This window comes from Ruegeria sp. BG3 (genome assembly GCF_056538485.1).
This window is the reverse complement of record NZ_JBQFTE010000011.1, coordinates 1-22,258: the sequence shown is the minus strand read 5'-3', so window position 1 is coordinate 22,258 and position 22,258 is coordinate 1. Positions and strand designations below refer to the sequence as shown.

The following is a 22,258-nucleotide window of genomic DNA, read 5'->3' as shown; positions in this document are numbered from 1 at the left end:
GCGTATAGTTTGGATTGGTTCCCCTTGCAAATGCGGCCGTGGGTTTGAATGATACCCCAAACACAAGCCAAAAAAGGCGGAGAGCAGTTCGATGAAATGGCTGATACGTATCCTGTTCATCTTGGTGGCCGTTGTGGGCCTTGTTGTGGGCGCGCTTTTGTTGATGCCCGGCGACAAGCTGGGGGCGCTTCTGGCCGAACAGGTCAAGGCAGAAACGGGGCGCGACCTGACTTTCTCGGGCGATGTTTCGATCTCGTTCTGGCCGGTTCTGGGCCTCGAAACTGGGCCAGTTACCTTCGGCAATGCCGATTGGGCGGGGTCCCAGCCGATGCTGAGCGCTGAAAGCCTGTCTTTCGGTGTGGATGCGGCGGCGCTGTGGGGGGGCGAGGTTAAGATCAAACGGGTTTTTGCCGAAAGTCCGGTTCTGCGGCTGGAATACGCCAACGGTCGGGGCAATTGGGAACTGACCGCACCCACCTCCGCACCTAGTTCCGGCGGAAGAACAGCGCCTGCGCCTCAGGCGACGCAACCGATCACGCTCGACCGGCTTGAACTGAGCAACGCGCGCTTGATCTTTATCGAAAACGGCGCGACCAAGTGGAATTTCCGGGACGTCAACCTCTCGGCGCAATGGCCGGATATCTCGGCCCCGATGATCATGGAGGCTAATTTGGCTGTGCCCGGTGGCACTGTTCAGGTGAATCTAAAACTACCTGATCTTCCAGCCTTTGCCTCGGGCTCTGCTGCCCCGCTGGAGCTTTCGATGACAGCACCGGGCGGGCGTATCGCGTTCAACGGGCGCGCGACCATCGAAGGAGAGATGGACGGCAAGACCGAGGTCAAGACCAGCAATACCGACGCCATGCTGGCCGCGTTCGGGCAGGCGGGGGTGGCGGTGCCCAATGGTCTTGGGCGCGTGGCAGATGTGTCGGGGCAGATGACCTACACGCGGGACGGTCGCGTCTCTTTGCGAAACATGACTGCAGTGCTGGATCACAACCGGTTTGATGGCGAGGCGGATATCGTGATATCAGACCCGCCCCAGATCACAGCCCGGTTGCGGGCCGGGGATCTGGATTTTTCAACCTTCGCAGACACTGTCGAAACAGGCTCCGGGGGCGGTGGGGTCTCTGCCAGCGACGGGTGGTCGACTACACCCATCGACGCGTCGGCGCTGGGTTTGGCAAACGGTTCGATTCGACTCACCGCGTCCTCCATCGCTGTGCCGGACATGACGCTTGGACAAAGCGACCTGACGCTCAACCTCGACCGGTCGCGTGCAGTTCTGAGAATGCAACCTGCGACTCTGTTTTCCGGACAGTTGAACGGTCAGGTGGTGGCCAATAACCGCAACGGCCTTTCCGTCGGCGGAAACTTCAAAGCTGAAGGAATCGACGTGCAGCAGGCGCTTTCGACGCTCGGAGGGGTCGAACGGCTGACAGGTACGGCCTCGGCCTCGCTGGAGTTTCTGGGCGTGGGGCAGACCGAAGATGCGATCATGCGGTCGCTGTTCGGGAAGGGCGATATTTCTGTCGGGAAAGGCGTAATCTCTGGCTTCGACCTGAACCGGCTGATGGGGCGCGGTGAAGGGTCCGGAGGGACCACGGTGTTCAACAGCCTGACGGCCAGTTTCACCATGGATGGCGGCAATCTGACGAACAACGACCTGCTCATGTCGCTGGACAATTTCAGGGCGGATGGCGCGGGACGCGTCGGGATCGGCGCGCGTGATATCGACTATCTGTTCACGCCGGTCGCCCTGCGCGCCAATTCAGGCGAAGGGATCGCTGTGCCTGTGCGTATTGTCGGCCCGTGGAGCGACCCTTCGATCCGCCCAGACCTGACAAAAGTCATCGAGGCGGCGGCTGAAGGAAAGCTGAAAGATCTGGAGAACGACGCCAAAACCAAGGTTCTGGAAAAGGTCGGGTCAGAGCTAGACTCGACCATCACAGACACTAATCAAATCGAAGACGTGCTTAAGGACAAGCTAGAGGAAGAAGCCAAGAAAGGTTTGCTCAAGCTGTTCGGAGGGGATTGATCGGGGCGCGCATCGACGCCCCTTTCTATTAGATCGTTTGGTCGTAGTCGCCGACGCCGGGTTCTGTCCGGATGACGGCATCGATGTCGGCAAAGATCGCCCGCATCTCGGCTTCGCTCTCGCTGCTTTCGCAGACGACCACCAGATTTGGGGTGTTTGACGAGGCTCGCACTAGGCCCCAGCTGCCATTATCCAGAATGACACGTGCGCCGTTTACGGTGACAACCTCTTTGATCGCACGGCCCGCGAAGCTATTGCCTGCGTCGGCCTTGGCGACCAGCTTGTCCACGAGGCGCTGCAGGATATCGTATTTCTCGGTATCCGCCGCGTAGGGCGACATGGTCGGGGTGGACCACGTCTTGGGCAGGGCCTTGCGTAGGTCGGACATGCTCTGACCCGGGTTGCGGTCCATCAATTTGCAGATTTCCACCGCAACGCGCATCCCGCAGTCATATCCGCGCCCAACAGGCTCGGCGAGGAAGTAGTGGCCGGATTTCTCGAACCCTGCAAGGGCTCCGATTTCCTTGACCCGGCGTTTCATATGGCTGTGGCCGGTTTTCCAGTAGTCTGCCTTGACGCCATGGGCTTGCAGTTCCGGGTCGCTGGCAAACAGGCCGGTTGATTTTACGTCGGCCACGAAGGTCGCGCCGGGATACAGCTTGGCCAGATCGCGCGCCATGATGACACCGACCTTGTCGGCAAAGATCTCTTCGCCCTCATCATCGACCACACCGCAGCGATCACCGTCACCGTCAAATCCCAAGGCCAGATCGGCACCGCTGGATTTCACCGCATCCGCCATGTCATGCAACATCTCCATGGCTTCGGGGTTCGGGTTGTAGTTCGGGAACGTGTAGTCGAGTTCGGTGTGGCTGGGCACAACCTCGACACCGATCCGCTCAAAAATCTCGGGCGCAAAGGCCGAGGCGGTGCCATTACCCGTGGCGCAAACCACCTTGAGCGGGCGGGACATTTTAAAATCGCCGACCAGATCGTCGATATAAGCCTTTTTCACGCCGTCGACGAATTCGTACGAGCCGCCCTCGCGCGCCACAGTCTCGCCATTCAACACGATGTCGCGCAGTTCGGACATCTCATCCGGGCCGTGGGTCAGCGGACGGTCGAAACCCATCTTAACCCCGGTCCAGCCGTTGGGGTTGTGGCTGGCGGTGACCATCGCCACCGCCGGAACATCCAGATGGAACTGCGCGAAATAGGCCATTGGGCTGAGGGCAGGGCCGATGTCCTTCACCTGAATACCCGCCTGCATCAGGCCGAGGATCAGTGCGTTTTTGATGGCCAGAGAATAGTCGCGGTAGTCATTGCCAACCGCAATGACCGGCGCGATGCCGCGTTTGTGCATCTGAGTACCAATCCCCAGACCAAGGGCGGTCATGCCCGGCAGGTTGATCTCATCGGGGTATTTCCAGCGTGCATCATATTCGCGGAACCCCGTGGGCTTAATCATTGGGTCGCGGAGAAAGCTCCAGGTGTTGGGGGTCACCTCGGGGATGGGTTTGGTCATTACAGGTCTCAATCGTTAAATCTGAATCGGGTTCGCTTTTGCCAGAGCATCAAAACGCATCAATGTGTCAACAAGATGGGGCATCTGATCCAACGGGATCATGTTGGGGCCATCAGACGGTGCTGTGTCTGGGTCCTGATGGGTTTCAATGAACACCGCTCCGATTCCCAGCGATACGGCGGCGCGCGCCATCACCGGCGCAAACTCGCGCTGCCCGCCCGAGGAGCCACCCTTGCCACCCGGCTGTTGCACCGAATGCGTCGCGTCCATCACGACCGGATAGCCCGTCTTCGCCATTTGCGGCAGGCCGCGCATATCGGCCACCAGAGTGTTGTATCCGAACGAGGTTCCGCGTTCCGTCAGCAGAATGTTCTGGTTCCCAGTGCTTTCGATCTTGTCGACGATGTTACCCATTTCCCAAGGGGCGAGAAACTGGCCTTTCTTGACGTTCACAGCCTTACCCGTTGCGCCCGCCGCCAATAGCATATCGGTCTGGCGACAGAGAAAAGCAGGGATCTGAAGAATATCGACGGCCTCGGCCGCGATGGCGCATTGGGCTTCCGTGTGGACATCGGTCAGCACCGGAATGCCCATGGTGCTGCGGATGTCATCCAGAACCTTCAGTCCTGCATCAATCCCCATGCCGCGTTTGCCGGACAAAGAGGTTCGGTTCGCCTTGTCATAAGACGCCTTGAATACATACTGCGCGCCAGCCGCGTCGCAGGCTTCTTTCATGGCGCCCGCGATCATCTGGGCATGGTCTGCCGTCTCAAGCTGGCAGGGGCCGGCAATGATGGTCAGAGGAAGGTCATTGCCGACCGTCAGGTCGGAGATTTTTACATGTTTCATGTGTCTTACGAGGATACCTGTTCACGAAGGACCGACGCGGTAAGCGAGATCATCAGGTAGATACCAGCAAACAACAGGAAAGCCAAAATCGTATTTTCGAACTTTCGGGGATAGGTCGGATCCTGCGCTTCAACGGGGTTCACCGAGACCGTCAGATACCGCACTTTGCGGTTCGCCTCGGAGCGCGTGGTTTCCATTTGTTGCATTGCCGTTTGCAGCATCATGTCACGCGCTGCCAGATCGGCCTGCGCCATCTGGATTCGGACGCTCAACCGCGCCAGCGAGTTTTCGCCTGCGGATGCGTCCAGCATCTCGGCGTTCAATTCGGCCAAGACAACTTCTAGGCGGGCGATATCGGCACTGACGCCATCGACCTTGGCCTGGTTTGGGCGACGGTTGTCTTGTAAGGCGGCCAGTTCCAGCTCTTTATCCTGAATGGCGACCTCGATCTCGTTGATCCGACCGCGTAGGCCGGCGATGACGTTTTCTGGGTCCAGCAAGGCACCCTGCAGCTGCAACTCGATCAATGCTTCCTGCGCCTTGCGCCGCTCTGACTGGGCCGCCTCGAACCCTTCGCGCGCATCGCGCATCTGATCCTCGCGCTTGAGCCCGGACAGGCTGTTGATCCGCTCTTCGGCGTAAGAGATCAGGCGTTGCGACAGTTCGACAGCGATTTCAGGTTCGGGGGCGGCGACTTCCATGCGGACAATCCCGTCACTTGGGTCATATCCGATGGTCACCATACGTTTATACAGCTTGTGGGTGTCTTCCAGACTGGCGTCCTGAGGCAGCCTCTGGATCGGGTCGATCCATTCCTGCTTGAAGATCTGAGAAAAGCCCATGTCCCGTTCCAACCGCTCTAATGCGTCCTTGGATTCGAGAAACTCTTGGGTGGAAACCGAATCCTGCGCGGTTGCATATTGGGTTCCGCTCAACAGGCCGCCAATCGTTCCGCCGCCGCCGTCCGCTTGCAGGATCGAAAAGGCCGAGTCGCTGGCATACATCGGTGTCGCTTCGCGATAGAAATAGTAGCCAACCACAAAAGTGGGCAGAAAGACGAACACCGCAAGCCGTGCGAACAGCGCCGCCAGTTTCTTTTTTCGGCGGAGGGCGATGTCCTTCTGGATCTGACCGATTTCGCGATCGCGCCGCTCGGCCGGGCTCATCTCAGGTCCGGGCAGGGTTTGTGGGGCCTCGCTCACCGGTTGCGGCAACTGGACGGGTGCTGTTTCGTCAGCATCCGTTTTCGCCGAAGCGTTGGCCGAGGCAAGCTCCAGCAGATTGCTGCGCCGGAATGGATCAATGCCCTTCTCGCGTAGCAGGCGCACCGCGTCATAGTCCGAAGTCGCCGCCAGACCGTGTTTGCTGGCCAGACGCCGGGCGATACGCAATTGTCGACCGGTCAGGCCCTCGCGCTTGATATCGTCCAGCTCGGTCCCGGGCTGCGTTTCGCCCGACGAGGCCTGCGTGGCGCTGCGGATGCGCGCCATGGCGTCCGAGCGGGCCTCGGGCGAGGTGCCTGATTGCGCCTTGTGGCGCCAGTTGTATTTTCTAACCTTGGGTTTCGTAGTCATATAACTGCTTTGCCTCTTCCAAGGTTTCAAACATGCGCAGCTGGCCGTCGACCAAAACGGCCGCCTGTTTCACGAATTTTTCCAGCGTTGCGGGGCTGTGCGATACGATGACCAGCGTTGTCGTGCGCAGCTTTTCCTGCAGGATCGCGCCGGCCTTATGGTTGAATTCCACATCCGTGGACGCGGGCATGCCCTCATCAATCAGATACATGTCGAAGTCCAGTGCAAGCATCAGCGCAAAGGTGAATCTGGCCTTCATGCCCGACGAATAGGTGGCCAGAGGTTGGTTGAAATACTCGCCCAGACCGCACAGCCAGCTGCAGTAGGCTTCGACATAGTCGGGGTCCATACCGTAGATTTTGGCGATATAGCGTGCGTTCTCCAACGCAGACATTTTCGAGGAGACACCACCGGTGAACCCCATCGGGAAAGACACCTTGCACTCACGCCTGATGACCCCTTCATCGGGCTTTTCCAAACCTGCCATCATATTGATCAAAGTGGTTTTTCCCGTCCCGTTCGGCGCAAGCACACCCAGCGACGTCCCGAGTTCGACCCGGAACGAAGCCCGGTCGAGGATCACCTTGCGGCGCGTCCCCGTCCAGAAGGATTTACTGACATTCTCGAACTCAAGCATGCTTGGCCTGCTGCTCAATCCTTTGGTTTGATCGCTCTTTTTGGTGAGCGTTTGGATGCGAATTCTATCGTTTCATGTTGGCTATATTATGTCGAATTATGAAACAAATGATCAATGCACCTTCGCAAAGTGCAGATCACATCGTGGCAAACATCGACACGAAAAGATGTTTTGGCGGCAAGTTCGAGGGTGGCTATCATCCTTTGATTCTCACGATTTCGGGGCAAGACAGCGGCTATGAGTGATCTGCAAAAGGAAATCTCGGCCTGTCGGCTGTGTGCGGAAGCGTTCGCGCAAACCGCGACGCAGCACGCGCCGCGTCCTGTCGTCTGGTTCCGCGCTGGCACTCCGATCCTGGTTGCGGGGCAGGCTCCGGGCGCACGGGTACATGAGTCGGGGCGGCCTTTTACAGACCCGTCGGGGGATCGCTTGCGGGATTGGTTGGGGATCGACGAGGGGGTGTTTTACAATCGGGATCGTCTGTCCATTGTGCCCATGGCCTTCTGCTTTCCGGGATATGACGACCGCAAAGCGGATCTTCCGCCCCCCGCCTTGTGCCGTAAAACCTGGCATGACCGGGTCGTTCGGGCGCTTGATCCGGTCCCTCTGACAGTGTTGGTCGGGGGGCACGCACATAAGTACCATCTTGGAGTGCGCAGTTCAGTCACCGAGACCGTCCGCAATTGGCGGGACCACGCGCCGCACATCTTTGCCTTGCCTCATCCGTCCTGGCGCAATACGGCATGGATCAAGAAAAACCCGTGGTTCGAGACCGACCTGCTGCCGGCCTTGCGGGCACGGGTGCAAGAGGTTCTGAATGACTGAAGCAACGGCGCTGGACACAGCGCATACCGCGATGGAAACTGCTCCGCAGGACGATGCCGTCCGGCTGCGCTTTTTTGAGCGGCTGGCCGATAGTGAGCTGTTCCTGATGCTGACCGAAGAGGCGCAGGGCGAGAATATCTCACCCGAGCTGTTCGACGTGGCCGATGGCCGCTTTGTACTGGCCTTTGATCGCGAGGAACGGTTGGCGCAGTTCGCCGGACGTCCCGTTCCCTATGCGGCGCTTTCGGGGCGTATCCTGTCTTCGATGTTGGCAGGGCAGGGGATCGGTCTGGGCCTGAACCTCGTGGTCGCGCCATCCTCGATGCTGATCCCGTCCGAGGCGCTGGGCTGGCTGGCGACAACGCTGGAACATGCGCCCGCCGAGGTCGAAGAGAAACTGGCCGAGTTTTTGCCTCCGACCGGCCTGCCGGAAACCCTGTTGCGCGCGTTGGATACGAAGCTGTCGACTGCAATCGGTCTGGCGCAGGAGGCCTATCTGGTCAGCACCAAATCCGAAACCGGCGCTTCGGGCCACTTGCTGGGCTTTGTCGGGGCCGTGGACGGGGCGCAATCGGCGCTGGCCAAGGCTGCATCCGAGGCGCTGACCTTTTCGGGGATCGAAGCCGGAGCGATGGATGTCGGGTTCTTTGCACACGAAGCGCCCGCTGCTGCGTCTTTGGCGAAGGTTGGTTTGCGGTTCGACCTGCCTCAGCCAGAGGCCCGAGACCTAACCCGACCTGTGCCCGGTAGCGATCCCGAGAACCCGCCGATCCTGAAATAAAGAAGCGCGGTGAAGTCTTTTGCACCGCGCCAAATGTCCCGAACGAACCTCGAAGAGATTAATCCGCTGCCGCTTCCAGCTTGTCCTGCGTGCGGGTATCAAAATCGCTGGCCTCATGGCGTTCATGAAGCTGCGTATGCGGCTCGCCAAACGCGCGGTTGACCATGCGGCCCCGCTTTACGGCCGGACGCGCGTCAATCGCCTTGGCCCAACGCATGACGTTTTCATAGGATTCCACATCGAGGAACTCGGCAGCATCATAGAGACGTCCAAGAACCAGCTGCCCATACCAGGGCCAAATCGCCATATCCGCGATCGAGTAATCCTCGCCTGCGATATAGGTGTTTTCGGCCAGTTGACGGTCCAGCACGTCCAGCTGGCGCTTGGCTTCCATGGCGAAGCGGTTGATCGGGTACTCCCATTTCTCAGGCGCATAGGCGTAGAAATGGCCGAATCCGCCGCCCAGATAAGGCGCGCTACCCATCTGCCAGAACACCCAGTTCATCACTTCGGTCCGTTCCGGGCCTGACTCAGGCAAGAACGCTCCGAATTTTTCGGCCAGATGGAACAGGATCGAAGCGCTTTCGAAGACGCGCACTTGTTCCTCGCCCGACCGATCCCAGAGCGCTGGGATTTTCGAGTTTGGGTTCGCCTCGACAAAGCCCGAGCTGAACTGGTCCCCTTCGCCGATATTGATCAGCCACGCATTGTATTCGGCTTCTTCGTGACCCAGCGCCAAAAGCTCTTCGAGCATAACTGTCACTTTGACGCCATTTGGCGTGGCCAGCGAATAAAGCTGCATGGGGTGGCGGCCAATGGGCAGGTCCTTGTCATGGGTTGCGCCGGCGATGGGGCGGTTGATATTGGCGAAGCGTCCGCCGCTTTCGCTATCCCAGGTCCAGACTTTTGGGGGAGTGTAAGTGGATTGATCGCTCATCTGATGCCTTTCTTGCCAATCGCAGGGCTGCAAAGCCGATGCGCTAACAGCTAATGTTGCAAATCCCCGAGTCCAACCCCGCTTGACGCGGGAAACTGTAATAATTCTCTCACGAAATCTCGTTGATGGTCACACCGGCGCGAGCGGGCCTACGAAGCGCCCCAGAATCGCTTATTGTCTGTGGTGTCAGCCAAACGGCACCCCCGATACACGAAAAAGGAATGACCACATGAAACGTTTTGCCCTGTCTTTTGCTGCGGCCATGGCTCTGGCAATTCCGGCTTTTGCAGGCCCCCAATATGTCGACGGAACCGGATTCGCGGTCTCTGGCTATGATGTTGTCGCCTATCGCGGCCTTGATCAGGCACCGGTGGGGACGTCGCAGCCAGAAGGTGTACGCGGCAATGCCGACATCACGGCGGAATACAATGGCGCAACCTGGGCTTTTGCATCGGAAGAAAACCGCGACAAGTTCCTTGAGAACCCGGCCTACTACGCACCTCAATATGACGGGCATTGCGCCTATGGCGTCTCAAAAGGTGGCAAGGTTCCGGCAAACCCGAACCTGTGGCGTATCGTTGATGACAAGCTGTACCTGAACATCACCGACGTTGTTGTGGGCTTCTTCGAAGAGGACATCCCCGGCAACATCAACCTGGCCGAAGGTAACTGGCCCGGTATCGAAAGTGCGGACGCATCTACCAGCGTGATCCCGAAATTCACCTCGGAAGGTCCGGTCAGCAACTGATCGCGTAGCCAGTGTCTTGAAGAAAATCCAGCCCGGCTCCCCCCACTGAGCCGGGCTTTTTTCTGGCTGATTATCCAGCCAGCCAGAATTCGTCGATCATGTCCTGATCGGCTTCGAACCGAATACGGACACTTTTTGCCCCCGGAAATTTGCGTTCGCAAATGGTATCAGGAATCACCACCTCGCCCGGACCGGCGTTGTTGGACTTGAAGCTCAGAATCTCGGTCTCGACATGCCGTCTGTTGCTCAGCACCGAGGTCGGAAGGGCGATACGGTTCGCTCCTTCGGTGACTGGCGTTGCCACGAAAAAGGTCAGGTGACGACCGTAGCATCCCACGGCATCGGGCACATGGTCTGATGCGGCCGGTTCGACATCTGCGTCCCGAGGCGATGGCGAACCCGCCATATGCGGCAGTGCTTGCGTCGGGTTCAGCATGGATTTGCAGGCGGAGATGTCTTCGGGCGGCAACTCGATCACGCGTTTTTTGAGGCGTGGCCGTTTCGGCATCTGCGGGCCCGATGCGCCTTTTGCGCCCAACCCTTGTTTGCGTAGAAAATCATAGGCAGTCTTGGCGCGCGAAAAGTCTTCGCAATCCCCCGGCATGTGGTCCGGATGCGCCCGGAAGGCAATATTGCGCCAAGCTTCGCGGATTTCGTCGGAACTGGCAGAGGGCGACAACCCTAGGTCCGCCAGCGCGCTGTTTCGCGCTGCGATCTTATCGACAGGTTTCATACTCAAAAACACTCACTAACATACACGAGACCAGTTTGAATACGGTCACGATTTTGTCAAATTCTTCTCAGGATTGAACTAGTTGCGGGGGACAATGATCTGGCCGTGCAGACATTGTTCCAGCGGCAAAGCAAAATGCCCGCGTTTTCGGATGGCGCGGGCATTTCGTCTTTTTCCACAGGGATCAGGCGACGTTCTGCAGTTCAGCCTTCGGTGTGATCCCAAGTGCGAAACACACGTCGCGGGTCAGCTCGGGCCGGTTCAGGGTGTAGAAGTGCAGCTTGTCCACACCGCCCTCCAGCAGGTCCGAACACAGCTCGGTGCACAGTGCCGTGGCCAGCAGATCCTCGCGATCATCGCGCAGGGCTTTTTCAAAGGCGTGATCGACCCAGTCGGGTATCCGTGTGCCGCAGCGCTGGGCAAAGGCGCGCGCGCCTTTCCAGTTTTCGATCGGCAGGATGCCCGGTACGATCGGCTTATCGATCCCGGCTTTGACACAGGCATCACGGAACCTGAAGAAGGTCTCGGCCTCGAAGAAGAACTGCGTCAGTGCTTCATCGGCGCCCGCGTCCAGCTTGGCCTTTAGCCAGTCGATATCGGCCCGCGTATCCCGTGCTTCGGGATGAATGTCGGGATAGGCGCCAACCCGAATGCTGAACATCTCGGTTTCTGCGAGGGCCTCGATCAATTCAACAGAGTTGGCAAAACCTTCGGGGTGAGGGACAAACCTGTCCTGACCCTTTGGCGGATCGCCCCGCAATGCGACGATGTTCTCTACACCGGCACGGGCGAAGGTGTCTGCAATCTCTAACGTTTCCTGACGCGAGGCATCGACGCAGGTCAAATGCGCCGCAACCGGCAGTCCCGATGACTTGTGTAAAGTCGCGACTGCATCCCGCGTTAGCTCGCGCGTGGTGCCGCCAGCGCCATAGGTGACCGAAACGAACCTGGGCTCCAGAGGGGCCAGCGTCTGCACCGTATCCCACAGCCGGAATGAGGCCTCCAGCGTTTTGGGTGGAAAAAACTCGAATGAGATTTCAGGTTTGGTCATCGCAGCCTCTCAGGATCAACTGAGGGTCTTGTCGCACGGTACGCATTGTGAGACAAACTCATATTCCTCAAGAACAACATGAGTCTCACTTCACATGCATATCGAATTCCGGCACCTGCGCACCATCAAGGCGATCCATGACTGTGGCGGCCTTGCGCGCGCCGCCGATCAGCTGAACATCACCCAATCGGCGCTGAGCCACCAGATCAAAGGGCTGGAGGATCAAGCCGGGGTCGAATTGTTCCTGCGTCGGTCCAAGCCGATGAAGCTGTCGGCGGCGGGTCTGCGTCTGTTGCGGCTGGCCGAGCAGATTCTGCCTCAGGTCGAGGCCGCGCAGCATGAGTTCTCATCCCTGCGCGATGGCCGTACGGGTCGGATGCATATCGCGATCGAATGCCACGCCTGTTTCGAATGGCTATTTCCAGTGTTGGAGTCCTTCCGCAAGTCCTGGGGCGATGTCGACGTGGATATTCGCCCCGGTTTGGCCTTTGACGCGCTGCCTGCCTTGCAAAAGGAAGAGGTTGATCTGGTCGTATCCTCCGACCCCGAAGACCTGCCAGGTGTCGAGTTCGTAGAATTGTTCGACTATAACCCGGTATTCGTCGCGGCATCTTCCCATCCGCTGGCCGAGAAAGACTTCATTGAGGCCGAGGATTTTCGCGGTCAGACCCTGATCACCTATCCGGTCGAGCGCACGCGATTGGACGTGTTCAGCCAGTTGCTGATCCCGGCGCGGGTTGAACCGGCTAGCATCCGTCAGGTCGAACTAACCGCCGTGATCTTGCTGCTTGTCGCCTCAAATCGAGGGATTTCTGTCTTGCCGGATTGGGTCGTGCGTGAGGTCAAGTACAACTCGGACTACGTCACCCGCCCGCTGACAAAAGAAGGGATCACCCGTCGTCTCTACGCAGCTGTTCGCACTGAGGATCTGGAAAAACCCTTTGTGCAAGAGCTGGTCAAACTGGCGCGGGACGAGGCGCGGAAGTTGCAGGCGCAGTAACGGCGTTTCGCTTGGGTCTGCTATGCGCATCATTCCTCTTGGCAAGGGCGCATTGCATCAGTATACGCGCGGTTTGACCGGACAGGAGCCTTTTCACAATGGTTGGCAGTGCAAATCTCAACATCATGATCAAAGCCGCGCGCAAGGCGGGGCGGTCTCTGGTCAAGGATTTCCGTGAAGTCGAGAACCTGCAGGTGTCGATGAAAGGCGCGGGCGATTTCGTGTCCAAGGCCGATATCGCCGCCGAAGCCATCCTGAAAGAGGAACTGCTGGGCGCACGCCCGACCTATGGCTGGCTGGCCGAAGAGGGCGGCGCGATTGACGGCGAGGATCCGACGCGCCGCTGGATTGTCGATCCGCTGGACGGCACAACCAACTTCTTGCACGGGTTGCCGCATTGGGCGATTTCGATCGCGCTGGAACACAAAGGCAAGATCGTCGCCGGTGTGATCTACGACGCCGCCAAGGACGAGATGTTCTTCGCCGAAAAAGGCGAGGGTGCCTGGATGAACGATATGCGCATCCGTGTCTCGGGCCGTCACCGCATGATCGAGTCTGTTTTCTCGACCGGTTTGCCCTTCGGTGGTCGCTCGGATTTGCCTGCCACGCTGCAAGATTTGGCGCGCCTGATGCCCACATGTGCCGGCGTACGCCGCTGGGGCGCAGCCGCGCTCGACATGGCTTATGTGGCGGCGGGTCGCTACGAGGGCTTTTGGGAACGCCGCCTGAACGCTTGGGATCTGGCCGCCGGGATCATCATCGTGAAAGAGGCCGGTGGTCTGGTTCAGCCGCTGAACCCCGAAGGCAGCATTCTGGCAGACGGCGAGGTCATCTGCGCCAACGAGCCGATCTTTGACAGCTTTGCCAAGGTCATCCGGGGCTAAACGCCTTTACCTGCGCGGCACGCGCGGGATGCGGGATTGCGACAGCTTGTATTTCGTCTCGGGGTGAGGCGGGTGACCGTGCGTGCGGTCCCAGTAGGCTGGCCCTCCGCGTTTCAGCCAGAGCGGGATACACAGGATCAGCCCCACGAAGAACCCACCGGTATGCGCCCAATAGGCAACTCCGCCCTCGTCGGGGTTGCTTGAGAGACTGCCAAAAAACTGAAGTGCCAGCCAAACCCCGAGCATCACGAAGGCCGGGATGCTAAAGACTCGGAAATAGACGATCAGTATCAGCAGAATATCCACTCGGGCTTTGGGAAAAAGCAATAGATACCCGCCCATCACGCCAGCAATCGCCCCTGATGCGCCGATTGTGGGCACCACCGAGCCGGGTGCGGTTATCACGTGGACTAGTCCAGCTCCGATCCCGGCGACAAGGTAGAACAGCAGAAAGGGCAAGTGGCCCATTTCGTCTTCCAGATTATCGCCGAAAATCCAAAGAAACAGCATGTTGCCCGCCAGATGCATCCAGCCGCCATGCAGGAACATCGAGGTCACGAAGGTCTCGAGTGCGACCCCTTCGGCGCTACGGGCGGGAATGATTGCGTAGTCGAAATAGAACTGCCGAAGCACCCGTGCGTTATCCATGATCCCGACATAGCTGATGAAGATCAGGATATTCGCGGCCAGCAGGGCGTAGACAACATAGGGCGTGCGCCCCGAGGGGTTGTGATCTCGGATCGGAAACATGGCGCGACGCTGGGCTTTTCCGCGCCCAGCGTCAAGGTCAGGTTATGCCGCACCACCCAACAGCGCCGCATTGCCGCCCGCCGCCGTCGTGTCGACGCAGACATGGCGTTCCGCCAATACCCGCGTGCGATCCGGCATGCCGGGGATCATGGGCAGGATCGGCCCGTCGCGCCGCGCCAGGTGATGTTCGATCTGAAGGGCAGTTTCCTCGTCACCCCACCACAGAACGCCCGCAAAGCCGGTCAGGTTTTCCAGTCGATGCAGGTCGAGCATGCCCGTCGCCTCAATCGCCGTTCCACCCAAAGCCAGAACCGCATCTGCCTGAGCGCGCGCAGCGCTCTCGCCGGGGCCAAGACACAACAGCGGAGGCCGGGCAAATTCAGACAACCGGTTTGATTCCCCCGTAGGTCCGGGCAGGGTTTGGGTTCGAACCGGGGCCGGTTGCCCTTTCGGCGCGGGCAATTCCGCAGTTGCCTGCCATGTCTCTGAGGTGCTCTGACGATCCGGAGCGCAGTACCGGGCCATGTAGTTCGGTCCGCCCGCCTTGGGGCCAGTGCCCGAAAGCCCCTCGCCTCCGAAGGGCTGAGATCCCACGATGGCGCCGATCTGGTTGCGGTTCACATAGACATTGCCCGCGTGGATCGCCTCGGTCACGTGCTGAACCCTGTCGTCGATGCGGGTGTGCAGGCCGAAGGTCAGCCCATAGCCAGTGGCGTTGATGTCGTGGATCACCGCATCGATCTCTTGAGCCTTAAACCGGGCGACATGCAGAACCGGGCCGAAAATTTCACGCTCAAGATCGGCGATGCGACCGATTTCGATCAGGGTGGGGGCAATGAACGTCCCCTCGGGCGGCGTGTTGAGCTCTTTCAGAACGCGCCCTTCTGCACGGGCTTTCGCGACATGGTCCGCGATTCCCTGACGCGCGGCCTTGTCAATGACCGGCCCGCAATCGGTTGAGATCAGCCACGGATCGCCCACTTGCAGCGCGTCCATCGCGCCTTTGAGCATGGTCAGCACATCCTCGGCGATATCCTCTTGCAGATAGAGGCAGCGCAGGGCCGAACAGCGCTGACCAGCTGATTGAAACGCGCTTTCGATGATGGACTGCACCGCCTGTTCCGGCAGCGCCGTACTGTCCACGATCATCGCGTTCAAACCGCCCGTCTCGGCGATGAGAGGTGTGCCGGGCCGCATGTTTTGCGCCATGGCCGAGCGGATTTTCAATGCTGTCGCCGTCGATCCGGTGAACGCCACGCCCGAGACGCGCGCATCCGAGGTGAGCGCGGCCCCGACCTCTGGCCCGCCCGGCAGTAATTGCAACACATCTCGGGGAACTCCGGCTTCGTGCAACAACTGAACCGCGCGATGCGCGATCAGAGGCGTCTGCGGCGCGGGTTTGGCGAGGACGGCGTTGCCGGTTGCCAAAGCCGCCGAAATCTGTCCGGTGAAGATCGCCAGGGGGAAGTTCCACGGGCTGATACAGGTGAAGACCCCAGCCGGTTTGGCATCGGGGATGTTCGCCGCGTAGTAGCGCAGGAAATCCACCGCTTCGCGCAGCTCGGCAACGGCATCGGGCAGGGATTTCCCCGCCTCGCGTGCCAGAACGGCGAAGAGTTCTCCGAAATGGGCCTCATACAGGTCGGCGGCTGCGTTCAGAGCTTTGGCGCGTTGCTCTGCCAGGGCTTGCCATGGGCTGGCCGAGGCCAGGGCAAGCTCCACATCCGCAATACTGGTCGACGCAACTGTGCCGGGCTTGTCCTGGGGTTTGGCCGGGTTAATCACCGGCTCTTCAGCCATGGGTTTCGCGTCCTCGGACAGCAAAGGCTCCGCGCGCCAATCAGTTGCTTGGAACCGATCCCGCGCTGCGTCGATCTGGTCCAGCGTCGGCGTGTGGTGCAGATCAAAGCCCTTGGAGTTGGGGCGCTCGGGCAAAAACAGCTCTGGCCCGGTGGGTAGAGGCGCGGGCGGTGTCTCAATCGCGGTGAACGGATCAGTGGCGACCTCTTCCGGTGGGACGGCCTCATCTACAATCTGGTTCACGAAGGATGAGTTCGCGCCGTTCTCCAGCAGACGCCGGACCAGATAGGCCAGCAAATCGCGATGCGCGCCGACCGGCGCGTAGATGCGGCAACGGGTTTTGTGCTTGTCCAGAACCAGCCCGTGTAGCGTTTCGCCCATCCCGTGCAGGCGCTGAAACTCGAACGGCTGCCCCTCGGCCATGTGCAGGATCGCGCTGACGGTATGCGCGTTATGCGTGGCAAATTGCGGATAGATCCGGTCGGTCATGCCCAGCAGTTTGCGGGCGTTCGCGATATACGAGACATCGGTCGCGGGCTTGTGTGTGAAAACGGGGAAGCCATCGACCCCTTCGACCTGCGCGCGCTTGATCTCCGTATCCCAATAGGCGCCTTTGACCAGCCGCACCATCAGCTTGCGATCATGGCGCCCGGCCATTTCGTAGAGCGTATCCAGAACGAGCCCGGCGCGCGGGCCGTAAGCTTGCACGACGATGCCGAACCCATCCCAACCGGCCAAGGCAGGCTCGGCCATGACCTCCTCGATCACTTGCAGGGACAGGGACAGCCGGTCGGCCTCCTCGGCGTCCACATTCAGGCCCATGCCGGCAGCCTTGGCCAGCAGGGCCAGCGCGCGCAGGCGGGGGACAAGTTCGTCCATGACACGCGCCTCCTGCGCCAGTTCATAACGCGGATGCAGGGCGGACAGCTTGACCGAGATGCCGGGATTGGCGCGGATGTCGTCATGGGTACACGCCTCGGCAATGGCGGCGATGGCGCGCGAATAGGACAGGTGATAGCGGGCGGCGTCGGCTTCGGTCCGGGCCGCTTCGCCCAGCATGTCGTAGGAGTAGGTGTAGCCCTTGGCCTCCATCCCGCTGGCGCGATCCATGGCCGATTGAATGGTCTCGCCCAGAACGAACTGACGCCCCATTTCCTTCATCGCGCGTCCAACGGCGGTGCGGATGACCGGCTCACCCAGCCGCTTGATCGCCCCGCGCAGGGCACCGACGGGCGAGGCCTTCCCCTCATCCAATACCTTGCCGGTCAGCATCAAGGCCCAGGTCGAGGCGTTGACCAGCGAGGATGAGGACTGTCCCAAATGTTTGCCCCAGTCCGAGGGCGCGATCTTGTCTTCGATCAGCGCATCAATCGTATCCGCATCGGGTACTCGCAGCAGCGCCTCGGCCAGGCACATCAGCGCCACGCCTTCGTCGGTGGACAGGCCGTATTCGGCCAGAAACACTTCCATCATGCCGGGCGAAGTGCTGGAGCGGATATCGCGAACCAACTGAGCGGCGGCGTCGCAGATGGCGTGACGGTCCGCCTCGGAGAGGGCGGCCTGATCGGTCAATGCCTGCAGAACGGTCGTTTGATCGGCATAGGTATGGGTGTCGATGGATGTGCGCAGGCTGTGGGACATAGTTCCTCCGGGCGTTTTTATCAGTATACGCGCATTTTCTCGGGACAACGGACCAAGTTTTGTCATACACCGGTCAAATGAACTGATTTATGACGGTATATCGATGCAAAAGGACTTTCCTGACCTCGACCGTTTTGACCGTGCGATTCTGCAGGCTCTGGCGGAAGATGGACGCGTCTCGGTCGCGGATCTGGCGCGGCGGATCGGGTTGTCGAAATCGCCGACTCAGGCGCGGTTGAAGCGGCTTGAGGCCGACGGCGTGATTACAGGATACCGGGCAATGTTGGATCCGATCCGTTTGGGGCTGGATCACGTGGCCTTTGTCGAGGTGCGCATGACTGACACGCGGGAAAAAGCGTTGGCCGAGTTCAATGCCGCGGTCCGCAAGATCGCGGAGATCGAGCAAGCCCATATGATCGCGTCGAATTTCGACTATCTGCTGAAGGTGCGCACCGGGTCGATGTCGGAATACCGCGCGGTGCTGGCCGAGAAGATCTCGTCTCTGCCGCATGTCGCCAATACCTCGACCTTTGTTGCGATGGAAGCGGTGAAAGAAACCGGTTTGCTGGGTGGCATCGACCGCGAAACTTGACCAAAGCGGATTGTGCGTCACACTTGGTCTATGATCCGCACGTTCATAGCACCTGTCTTTGCCCTTTGGCTTACAACTCCCGCTTTGGCGCAATCCTGCCCGTCTGCACCGGACCATTCGGAAGGAATGGGGGCGCTGATTGCACAAATTCAACAGGCCGAGTCGCAGTCTGAGGCGCGCGGGATTTCCAACCAGATGTGGGAGCTGTGGACCGATGCGCCCGATCTGCGCGCTCAGACACTTTTGGATCGCGGCATGGCGCGGCGCGAGGCATCGGATCTTTTGGGCGCTTTGCAGGAGCTGGACGCGCTGGTGGTCTACTGCCCGGACTACGCCGAAGGGTACAACCAACGTGCTTTCGTCAATTTCCTGCGGCAAGACTTCCCTTCAGCTTTGGTTGATCTGGATCGGGCGCTGGAGCTATCCCCAAATCACATCGCGGCCATGAGTGGCCGGGCCCTAACGTTGCTGGGTCTGCGGAGATTGGATGAGGCCCGTTCTGCCCTGACTGCGGCCCTTGAGCTGAACCCATGGCTGTCCGAGCGGGCCTTGCTGGAACCGGGCGGCGCGCTAGAGCCGCCGGGCGAGGATATCTGACAGACCCACTGCCCCAAGGAAATGCACGCCCGGCGTGATTTCGGTTCTTGACGCCCCCAGATGCTTGGATCACTCAAACCAAACGCTGAGCGGGTATAGCTTAGTGGTAAAGCCCCTCCCTTCCAAGCAATGAAGACTAGTTTCACTGAGTATTGTGTAGCTTATATACCTTTGATTTAGTACAATAATGTGTTGCATTTCGTACTAGGTCGTAGCGTCTTCTATCATGCCTTTTCCGACAAAAGGCCGATAAAAGACCAAAGCTCACAGAGACATTCGCGCGCGAGGTTCCGCAGACAAAAAAACGGTACCGCCAAGCATTGGGACAACGAGATCAGGGGGCTTGTTCTCTTCGTGGGGAAACAGTCGAAAACCTGGTACTTCCAGAAAGACATTGGGGGCCAAACGCGGCGTGTTTTGATCGGGCGCTACCCACTGATTTCTGCGGACGTCGCACGACAAACTGCTTTGGGTTTCGCGTTGGACTGGGGCAGGGGAGCAGGCAGGCAGCTGCAGATTGGAGCACCAACTCTTGAGACGGCCATGGAAACCTATTTGGCACGTCCCAAGCTACGGTCTGAGGCCCACCGATCCGGAGTGCGGCACCAGTTCGAGCTTCATTTGAAAGATTGGCTGCGCCTGCCTTTGGACGAGATCACCAAATCCATGGTTGTCGATCGTCACAGGTCCATGGCGGCGACACCGTCCTCGGCAAATCACATTTTGAAGTATTTTCGGACCGTCTGGAACCACGCCCGGCGGGTCCATGATCTGCCGGAATGCCCAACGATGGCTATCGAGTGGCATGAGGAATAACCGGACGGTTCGATCATCGAGGACTTGAGCGCATGGCGCTAATCAGTGGACGATCTGTACAACCCCATTCACAAGGTGTTCTACTAGTTGCTTTTGTTCACAGGTTTTCGCAAATCCGAGGCGCTGACGTTGGAATGGAAGCATATGGCCACAAAAATTTAACAACAAATGTGCGATACATGAACTGATCCTCCGTGTCTCCAGCGTAAGATGATGAAAGAACAGATCAATTCAATACTTTGCCTAAGTCTGTTTAGTTCTCAGAGCGGTCATTCGTCTCAACTCTTTCCAATGTCTGCTTCGTGGACTTTCCCACTATTCGCCCGAATGATGCGAATGACTGCTTTCCACTCAAGGCACTTAGGTATCTTCGGCGGAGCGCAACTTGAGCCATGCCACAACGTTGGCCACTGCCTCATGGTTTTTAGTGGCTCGCGACATGAGGACATAGAAGTCATTTCTGCCCACGTCCCAGGCTGCGCCAACCTCGACTAAGCGTCCGGCTTCAATGTCTTGAGCCACTAGAAACCGGCTAACCAAGGCCACGCCTTGCCCAGCGATGGCTGCGTCGACCGCAAGCGACGTTTGGCTCAAGCGGAGGTCACGGGGAGACTGGTCCTCGACGCCTAATTGCGCAAGGTAGCTGGGCCATAGATCATGGGTGTCATGGATCTTCGGCTGTTTGGTGAGGGTTTCTGGCTCAAGGAGACTACCGTCCTTGGCCGCGAATTTTGGCGCGGCTACCGCGATGAGCGATCGCTTGAACAAAAGCGTCACGTCCAGTGAAGCGCCGAAGGGTGGCGACCCTTGGCGCACTGCGAGGTCTATCCCGTCGCTATGAAAGCTCGAGATTTTCTCAGTGGCCATGATCCGCAAATCAATATTCGGGTATGCTGCCGAAAAGTCCGGTAAGTTGGGGATCAGCCATTTTGCTGCGAAAGTCGGGGTGACGCTGATAAGGACTTTGTTCGGCTCTGGCTTCAACTCTGCCGTTGCGGATCGAAGGTCAGCGAACACGTTAGCTATCCGGTTGTGAAAGCTGCGTCCGACCGATGTAAACCGTAGGCCCTTCGGCACCCGTTCAAACAAGGCCACATCAAGATGCGCTTCGAGCTGGCGCACTTGTTGCGCCACGGCCCCTTGCGTGACGCCCAATTCATCAGCGGCGCCCCGGAAACTAAGCCGGCGGCCTGCTGCATCGAAAGCACGCAAACTATTGAGCGGGGGAAGGTCAGTCATTTAACGATAGTATTTCTACCGTCATGTAACATCAATTCTCAATCGTACTTTTTCATTGAGCCATCCATATATAGTCCAATCATGAAAGGGTATTAGATATGTCAGTAGAAAAAGTAGCTCTGATCACAGCGGGCGGCAGCGGTATGGGAGCGGATGCAGCCCGCAAATTGGCGGAAGATGGGTTCAAGGTCGGCATCCTGTCCTCGTCCGGCAAAGGTGAGGCGCTCGGCGGCGAACTCGGCGGCTTTGGCGTGACCGGCTCTAACCTTGACGGAGAAGCACTGAACGCTTTGGTCGAGGGTGCGAAGGAACGTTGGGGCCGTATTAATGTCTTGGTGAACTCTGCTGGCCACGGACCGAAGGGTCCGGTTCTCGAAATCAGCGACGACGAATGGCAAAAAGGGATGGAAGTCTACCTGATGAACGTGATCCGCCCGACACGGCTTGTCACACCCACAATGCAGGCGCAGGGCGGCGGAGCAATCATCAACATCTCAACCTTTGCGGCATTCGAACCCGACCCTCTTTTTCCAACGTCGGGGGTATTCCGGGCCGGGCTTGCTGCATTCACGAAGCTTTACTCGGACAAATATGCGTCAGGCAACATTCGTATGAACAACGTCCTTCCAGGCTTTATCGACAGCCTGCCCGAAACCGAAGACCGCAAAGCGCGTATTCCCATGGGGCGTTACGGGTTGGCGTCGGAGGTGTCTTCTCTTATTTCGTGGCTCGCCTCGGAAGATGGTGGCTATATGACGGGACAAAACCTGCGTATCGACGGAGGCTTGACCCGTGCAGTCTGATGCTTTGGTCCTTGGATCGCCGCGCGAGCGCCTTGTCTTCGCGGTCAAGTGGGGCGCATCCGCCGTTCAGATCATGGGATATACTGCAACGGGGTTTGGTTGGGCACCTTGGAACCTATACATGTTTCTTGTCGGTGTCGTTGGTTGGTTCGCCGTTGGCGCATTGTGGAATGACAAGGCGCTCATGCTTGTCCACCTTGTCGCGCTAGGCGCAATGATTGCTGGTATGGTTAGCGGCAGATGAGAGAGAACAACCATATGGCGCTGGGAAGCATTAGGGAGGTGTGGGCTTGGAGCGGTCATTCGCCGAAACTTCCCGAGCGACCGCTTTGCGGAAGAAACAGACTTTCGACTTTTCACCGTGATCCGGTATCTTCACGACATCTTCAGTTCAAATGCTGGTACCTGACACATGGATCCGTTCCTCACTGAAAGGCT

Annotated in this window: 20 protein-coding genes and 1 pseudogene; 11 read left to right on the top strand and 10 right to left on the bottom strand. The window is 58.9% G+C overall.

Going from position 1 to position 22,258, the window contains the following annotated elements; all coding sequences use genetic code 11:
• Positions 1-91: 91 nt before the first annotated feature.
• Entirely contained in the window at positions 92-2,038 is a 1,947-nt protein-coding gene (locus ACR0AI_RS17175) for an AsmA family protein (protein WP_480675819.1), read from the top strand.
• A 28-nt stretch (positions 2,039-2,066) separates the two neighbouring features.
• Here ACR0AI_RS17175 and ACR0AI_RS17170 read toward each other — a convergent pair whose 3' ends face one another.
• From ACR0AI_RS17170 to ACR0AI_RS17155, 4 genes are read right to left on the bottom strand one after another with little or no spacing between them, the layout of a single operon-like run.
• The gene (locus ACR0AI_RS17170) at positions 2,067-3,563 is read right to left on the bottom strand and encodes a phosphomannomutase/phosphoglucomutase (protein ID WP_475216533.1); all 1,497 of its coding nucleotides are present in this window, start codon (positions 3,561-3,563) and stop codon (positions 2,067-2,069) included.
• A gap of 15 nt (positions 3,564-3,578) precedes the next feature.
• A complete protein-coding gene (kdsA, locus tag ACR0AI_RS17165) occupies positions 3,579-4,412 on the bottom strand; it encodes a 3-deoxy-8-phosphooctulonate synthase (protein WP_170689277.1) in 834 nt (277 codons plus the stop codon).
• A 5-nt stretch (positions 4,413-4,417) separates the two neighbouring features.
• On the bottom strand, positions 4,418-5,986 hold the full coding sequence (locus ACR0AI_RS17160) for a KpsE/RkpR family capsule polysaccharide export protein (RefSeq protein WP_480675816.1): 1,569 nt from the start codon (positions 5,984-5,986) through the stop codon (positions 4,418-4,420).
• Complete coding sequence (locus ACR0AI_RS17155; protein WP_480675814.1) at positions 5,964-6,623, bottom strand: ABC transporter ATP-binding protein; 660 nt, start codon at positions 6,621-6,623, stop codon at positions 5,964-5,966. The genes ACR0AI_RS17160 and ACR0AI_RS17155 overlap by 23 nt, the downstream gene beginning before the upstream one ends.
• 237 nt (positions 6,624-6,860) lie before the next feature.
• On the opposite strand from ACR0AI_RS17155, the gene ACR0AI_RS17150 reads away from it, so the two are divergent.
• The gene (locus tag ACR0AI_RS17150; RefSeq protein ID WP_480675812.1) at positions 6,861-7,448 is read left to right on the top strand and encodes a uracil-DNA glycosylase family protein; all 588 of its coding nucleotides are present in this window, start codon (positions 6,861-6,863) and stop codon (positions 7,446-7,448) included.
• Positions 7,441-8,229: an SseB family protein gene (locus ACR0AI_RS17145; RefSeq protein ID WP_480675810.1), complete on the top strand. Its 789-nt coding sequence runs from the start codon at positions 7,441-7,443 to the stop codon at positions 8,227-8,229. Before ACR0AI_RS17150 ends, ACR0AI_RS17145 begins: the two co-directional genes overlap by 8 nt.
• A gap of 58 nt (positions 8,230-8,287) precedes the next feature.
• Here ACR0AI_RS17145 and yghU read toward each other — a convergent pair whose 3' ends face one another.
• Complete coding sequence (gene yghU / locus ACR0AI_RS17140) at positions 8,288-9,166, bottom strand: glutathione-dependent disulfide-bond oxidoreductase (protein ID WP_480675808.1); 879 nt, start codon at positions 9,164-9,166, stop codon at positions 8,288-8,290.
• A 229-nt stretch (positions 9,167-9,395) separates the two neighbouring features.
• On the opposite strand from yghU, the gene ACR0AI_RS17135 reads away from it, so the two are divergent.
• Positions 9,396-9,914 (top strand): YHS domain-containing (seleno)protein, encoded by a 519-nt coding sequence (locus ACR0AI_RS17135; protein ID WP_170643114.1) that lies wholly within the window; start codon positions 9,396-9,398, stop codon positions 9,912-9,914.
• A 70-nt stretch (positions 9,915-9,984) separates the two neighbouring features.
• Here the strand turns inward: ACR0AI_RS17135 and ACR0AI_RS17130 are convergent, their stop codons facing one another.
• On the bottom strand, positions 9,985-10,647 hold the full coding sequence (locus ACR0AI_RS17130; protein ID WP_480675806.1) for a J domain-containing protein: 663 nt from the start codon (positions 10,645-10,647) through the stop codon (positions 9,985-9,987).
• 184 nt (positions 10,648-10,831) lie between these two features.
• Positions 10,832-11,698 carry a methylenetetrahydrofolate reductase [NAD(P)H] gene (gene metF, locus ACR0AI_RS17125; RefSeq protein WP_480675804.1) on the bottom strand — a complete coding sequence of 289 codons (867 nt, stop codon included), beginning with the start codon at positions 11,696-11,698 and terminating at the stop codon, positions 10,832-10,834.
• Positions 11,699-11,792: 94 nt separating this feature from the next.
• On the opposite strand from metF, the gene ACR0AI_RS17120 reads away from it, so the two are divergent.
• Together ACR0AI_RS17120 and ACR0AI_RS17115 are read left to right on the top strand one after the other, a co-directional pair.
• The gene (locus tag ACR0AI_RS17120; protein WP_170374775.1) at positions 11,793-12,698 is read left to right on the top strand and encodes a LysR family transcriptional regulator; all 906 of its coding nucleotides are present in this window, start codon (positions 11,793-11,795) and stop codon (positions 12,696-12,698) included.
• Positions 12,699-12,796: 98 nt separating this feature from the next.
• Positions 12,797-13,582 (top strand): inositol monophosphatase family protein, encoded by a 786-nt coding sequence (locus tag ACR0AI_RS17115; RefSeq protein WP_480675802.1) that lies wholly within the window; start codon positions 12,797-12,799, stop codon positions 13,580-13,582.
• A gap of 6 nt (positions 13,583-13,588) precedes the next feature.
• On the opposite strand, the gene ACR0AI_RS17110 is transcribed toward ACR0AI_RS17115, so the two are convergent.
• Together ACR0AI_RS17110 and putA are read right to left on the bottom strand one after the other, a co-directional pair.
• Positions 13,589-14,332 (bottom strand): rhomboid family intramembrane serine protease, encoded by a 744-nt coding sequence (locus tag ACR0AI_RS17110; RefSeq protein ID WP_480675800.1) that lies wholly within the window; start codon positions 14,330-14,332, stop codon positions 13,589-13,591.
• 42 nt (positions 14,333-14,374) lie between these two features.
• Complete coding sequence (gene putA / locus ACR0AI_RS17105) at positions 14,375-17,773, bottom strand: bifunctional proline dehydrogenase/L-glutamate gamma-semialdehyde dehydrogenase PutA (RefSeq protein ID WP_480675798.1); 3,399 nt, start codon at positions 17,771-17,773, stop codon at positions 14,375-14,377.
• 103 nt (positions 17,774-17,876) lie between these two features.
• Here putA and ACR0AI_RS17100 point away from each other — a divergent pair, with 103 nt between their 5' ends.
• From ACR0AI_RS17100 to ACR0AI_RS17090, 3 genes and pseudogenes are all read left to right on the top strand, one after another.
• Positions 17,877-18,365 (top strand): Lrp/AsnC ligand binding domain-containing protein, encoded by a 489-nt coding sequence (locus tag ACR0AI_RS17100; RefSeq protein ID WP_170637391.1) that lies wholly within the window; start codon positions 17,877-17,879, stop codon positions 18,363-18,365.
• 30 nt (positions 18,366-18,395) lie between these two features.
• Positions 18,396-18,962 (top strand): tetratricopeptide repeat protein, encoded by a 567-nt coding sequence (locus ACR0AI_RS17095; protein WP_480675796.1) that lies wholly within the window; start codon positions 18,396-18,398, stop codon positions 18,960-18,962.
• Between the two features lie 257 nt (positions 18,963-19,219).
• Positions 19,220-19,925, top strand: a pseudogene (locus tag ACR0AI_RS17090) (integrase arm-type DNA-binding domain-containing protein); the annotation flags it as partial.
• Between the two features lie 213 nt (positions 19,926-20,138).
• On the opposite strand, the gene ACR0AI_RS17085 reads toward ACR0AI_RS17090, so the two are convergent.
• The gene (locus ACR0AI_RS17085; protein ID WP_480675794.1) at positions 20,139-21,017 is read right to left on the bottom strand and encodes a LysR substrate-binding domain-containing protein; all 879 of its coding nucleotides are present in this window, start codon (positions 21,015-21,017) and stop codon (positions 20,139-20,141) included.
• 98 nt (positions 21,018-21,115) lie between these two features.
• Here ACR0AI_RS17085 and ACR0AI_RS17080 point away from each other — a divergent pair, with 98 nt between their 5' ends.
• Together ACR0AI_RS17080 and ACR0AI_RS17075 are read left to right on the top strand one after the other, a co-directional pair.
• Positions 21,116-21,820, top strand: coding sequence for an SDR family oxidoreductase (locus ACR0AI_RS17080; RefSeq protein ID WP_480675792.1), 705 nt, complete (start codon positions 21,116-21,118; stop codon positions 21,818-21,820).
• A complete protein-coding gene (locus tag ACR0AI_RS17075) occupies positions 21,810-22,064 on the top strand; it encodes a DUF6552 family protein (RefSeq protein WP_480675790.1) in 255 nt (84 codons plus the stop codon). The genes ACR0AI_RS17080 and ACR0AI_RS17075 overlap by 11 nt, the downstream gene beginning before the upstream one ends.
• Positions 22,065-22,258: the final 194 nt, after the last annotated feature.

Coding starts and splice junctions, on each gene's coding strand:
- yghU (WP_480675808.1), bottom strand. CDS start 9,166: ATGAGCGATCAATCCACTTACACTCCCCCAAAAGTCTGGACCTGGGAT.
- ACR0AI_RS17085 (WP_480675794.1), bottom strand. CDS start 21,017: ATGACTGACCTTCCCCCGCTCAATAGTTTGCGTGCTTTCGATGCAGCA.
- kdsA (WP_170689277.1), bottom strand. CDS start 4,412: ATGAAACATGTAAAAATCTCCGACCTGACGGTCGGCAATGACCTTCCT.
- ACR0AI_RS17155 (WP_480675814.1), bottom strand. CDS start 6,623: ATGCTTGAGTTCGAGAATGTCAGTAAATCCTTCTGGACGGGGACGCGC.
- ACR0AI_RS17130 (WP_480675806.1), bottom strand. CDS start 10,647: ATGAAACCTGTCGATAAGATCGCAGCGCGAAACAGCGCGCTGGCGGAC.
- ACR0AI_RS17115 (WP_480675802.1), top strand. CDS start 12,797: ATGGTTGGCAGTGCAAATCTCAACATCATGATCAAAGCCGCGCGCAAG.
- metF (WP_480675804.1), bottom strand. CDS start 11,698: ATGACCAAACCTGAAATCTCATTCGAGTTTTTTCCACCCAAAACGCTG.
- ACR0AI_RS17170 (WP_475216533.1), bottom strand. CDS start 3,563: ATGACCAAACCCATCCCCGAGGTGACCCCCAACACCTGGAGCTTTCTC.
- ACR0AI_RS17150 (WP_480675812.1), top strand. CDS start 6,861: ATGAGTGATCTGCAAAAGGAAATCTCGGCCTGTCGGCTGTGTGCGGAA.
- ACR0AI_RS17100 (WP_170637391.1), top strand. CDS start 17,877: ATGCAAAAGGACTTTCCTGACCTCGACCGTTTTGACCGTGCGATTCTG.
- ACR0AI_RS17110 (WP_480675800.1), bottom strand. CDS start 14,332: ATGTTTCCGATCCGAGATCACAACCCCTCGGGGCGCACGCCCTATGTT.
- ACR0AI_RS17175 (WP_480675819.1), top strand. CDS start 92: ATGAAATGGCTGATACGTATCCTGTTCATCTTGGTGGCCGTTGTGGGC.
- ACR0AI_RS17080 (WP_480675792.1), top strand. CDS start 21,116: ATGTCAGTAGAAAAAGTAGCTCTGATCACAGCGGGCGGCAGCGGTATG.
- ACR0AI_RS17145 (WP_480675810.1), top strand. CDS start 7,441: ATGACTGAAGCAACGGCGCTGGACACAGCGCATACCGCGATGGAAACT.
- putA (WP_480675798.1), bottom strand. CDS start 17,773: ATGTCCCACAGCCTGCGCACATCCATCGACACCCATACCTATGCCGAT.
- ACR0AI_RS17160 (WP_480675816.1), bottom strand. CDS start 5,986: ATGACTACGAAACCCAAGGTTAGAAAATACAACTGGCGCCACAAGGCG.
- ACR0AI_RS17095 (WP_480675796.1), top strand. CDS start 18,396: ATGATCCGCACGTTCATAGCACCTGTCTTTGCCCTTTGGCTTACAACT.
- ACR0AI_RS17120 (WP_170374775.1), top strand. CDS start 11,793: ATGCATATCGAATTCCGGCACCTGCGCACCATCAAGGCGATCCATGAC.
- ACR0AI_RS17135 (WP_170643114.1), top strand. CDS start 9,396: ATGAAACGTTTTGCCCTGTCTTTTGCTGCGGCCATGGCTCTGGCAATT.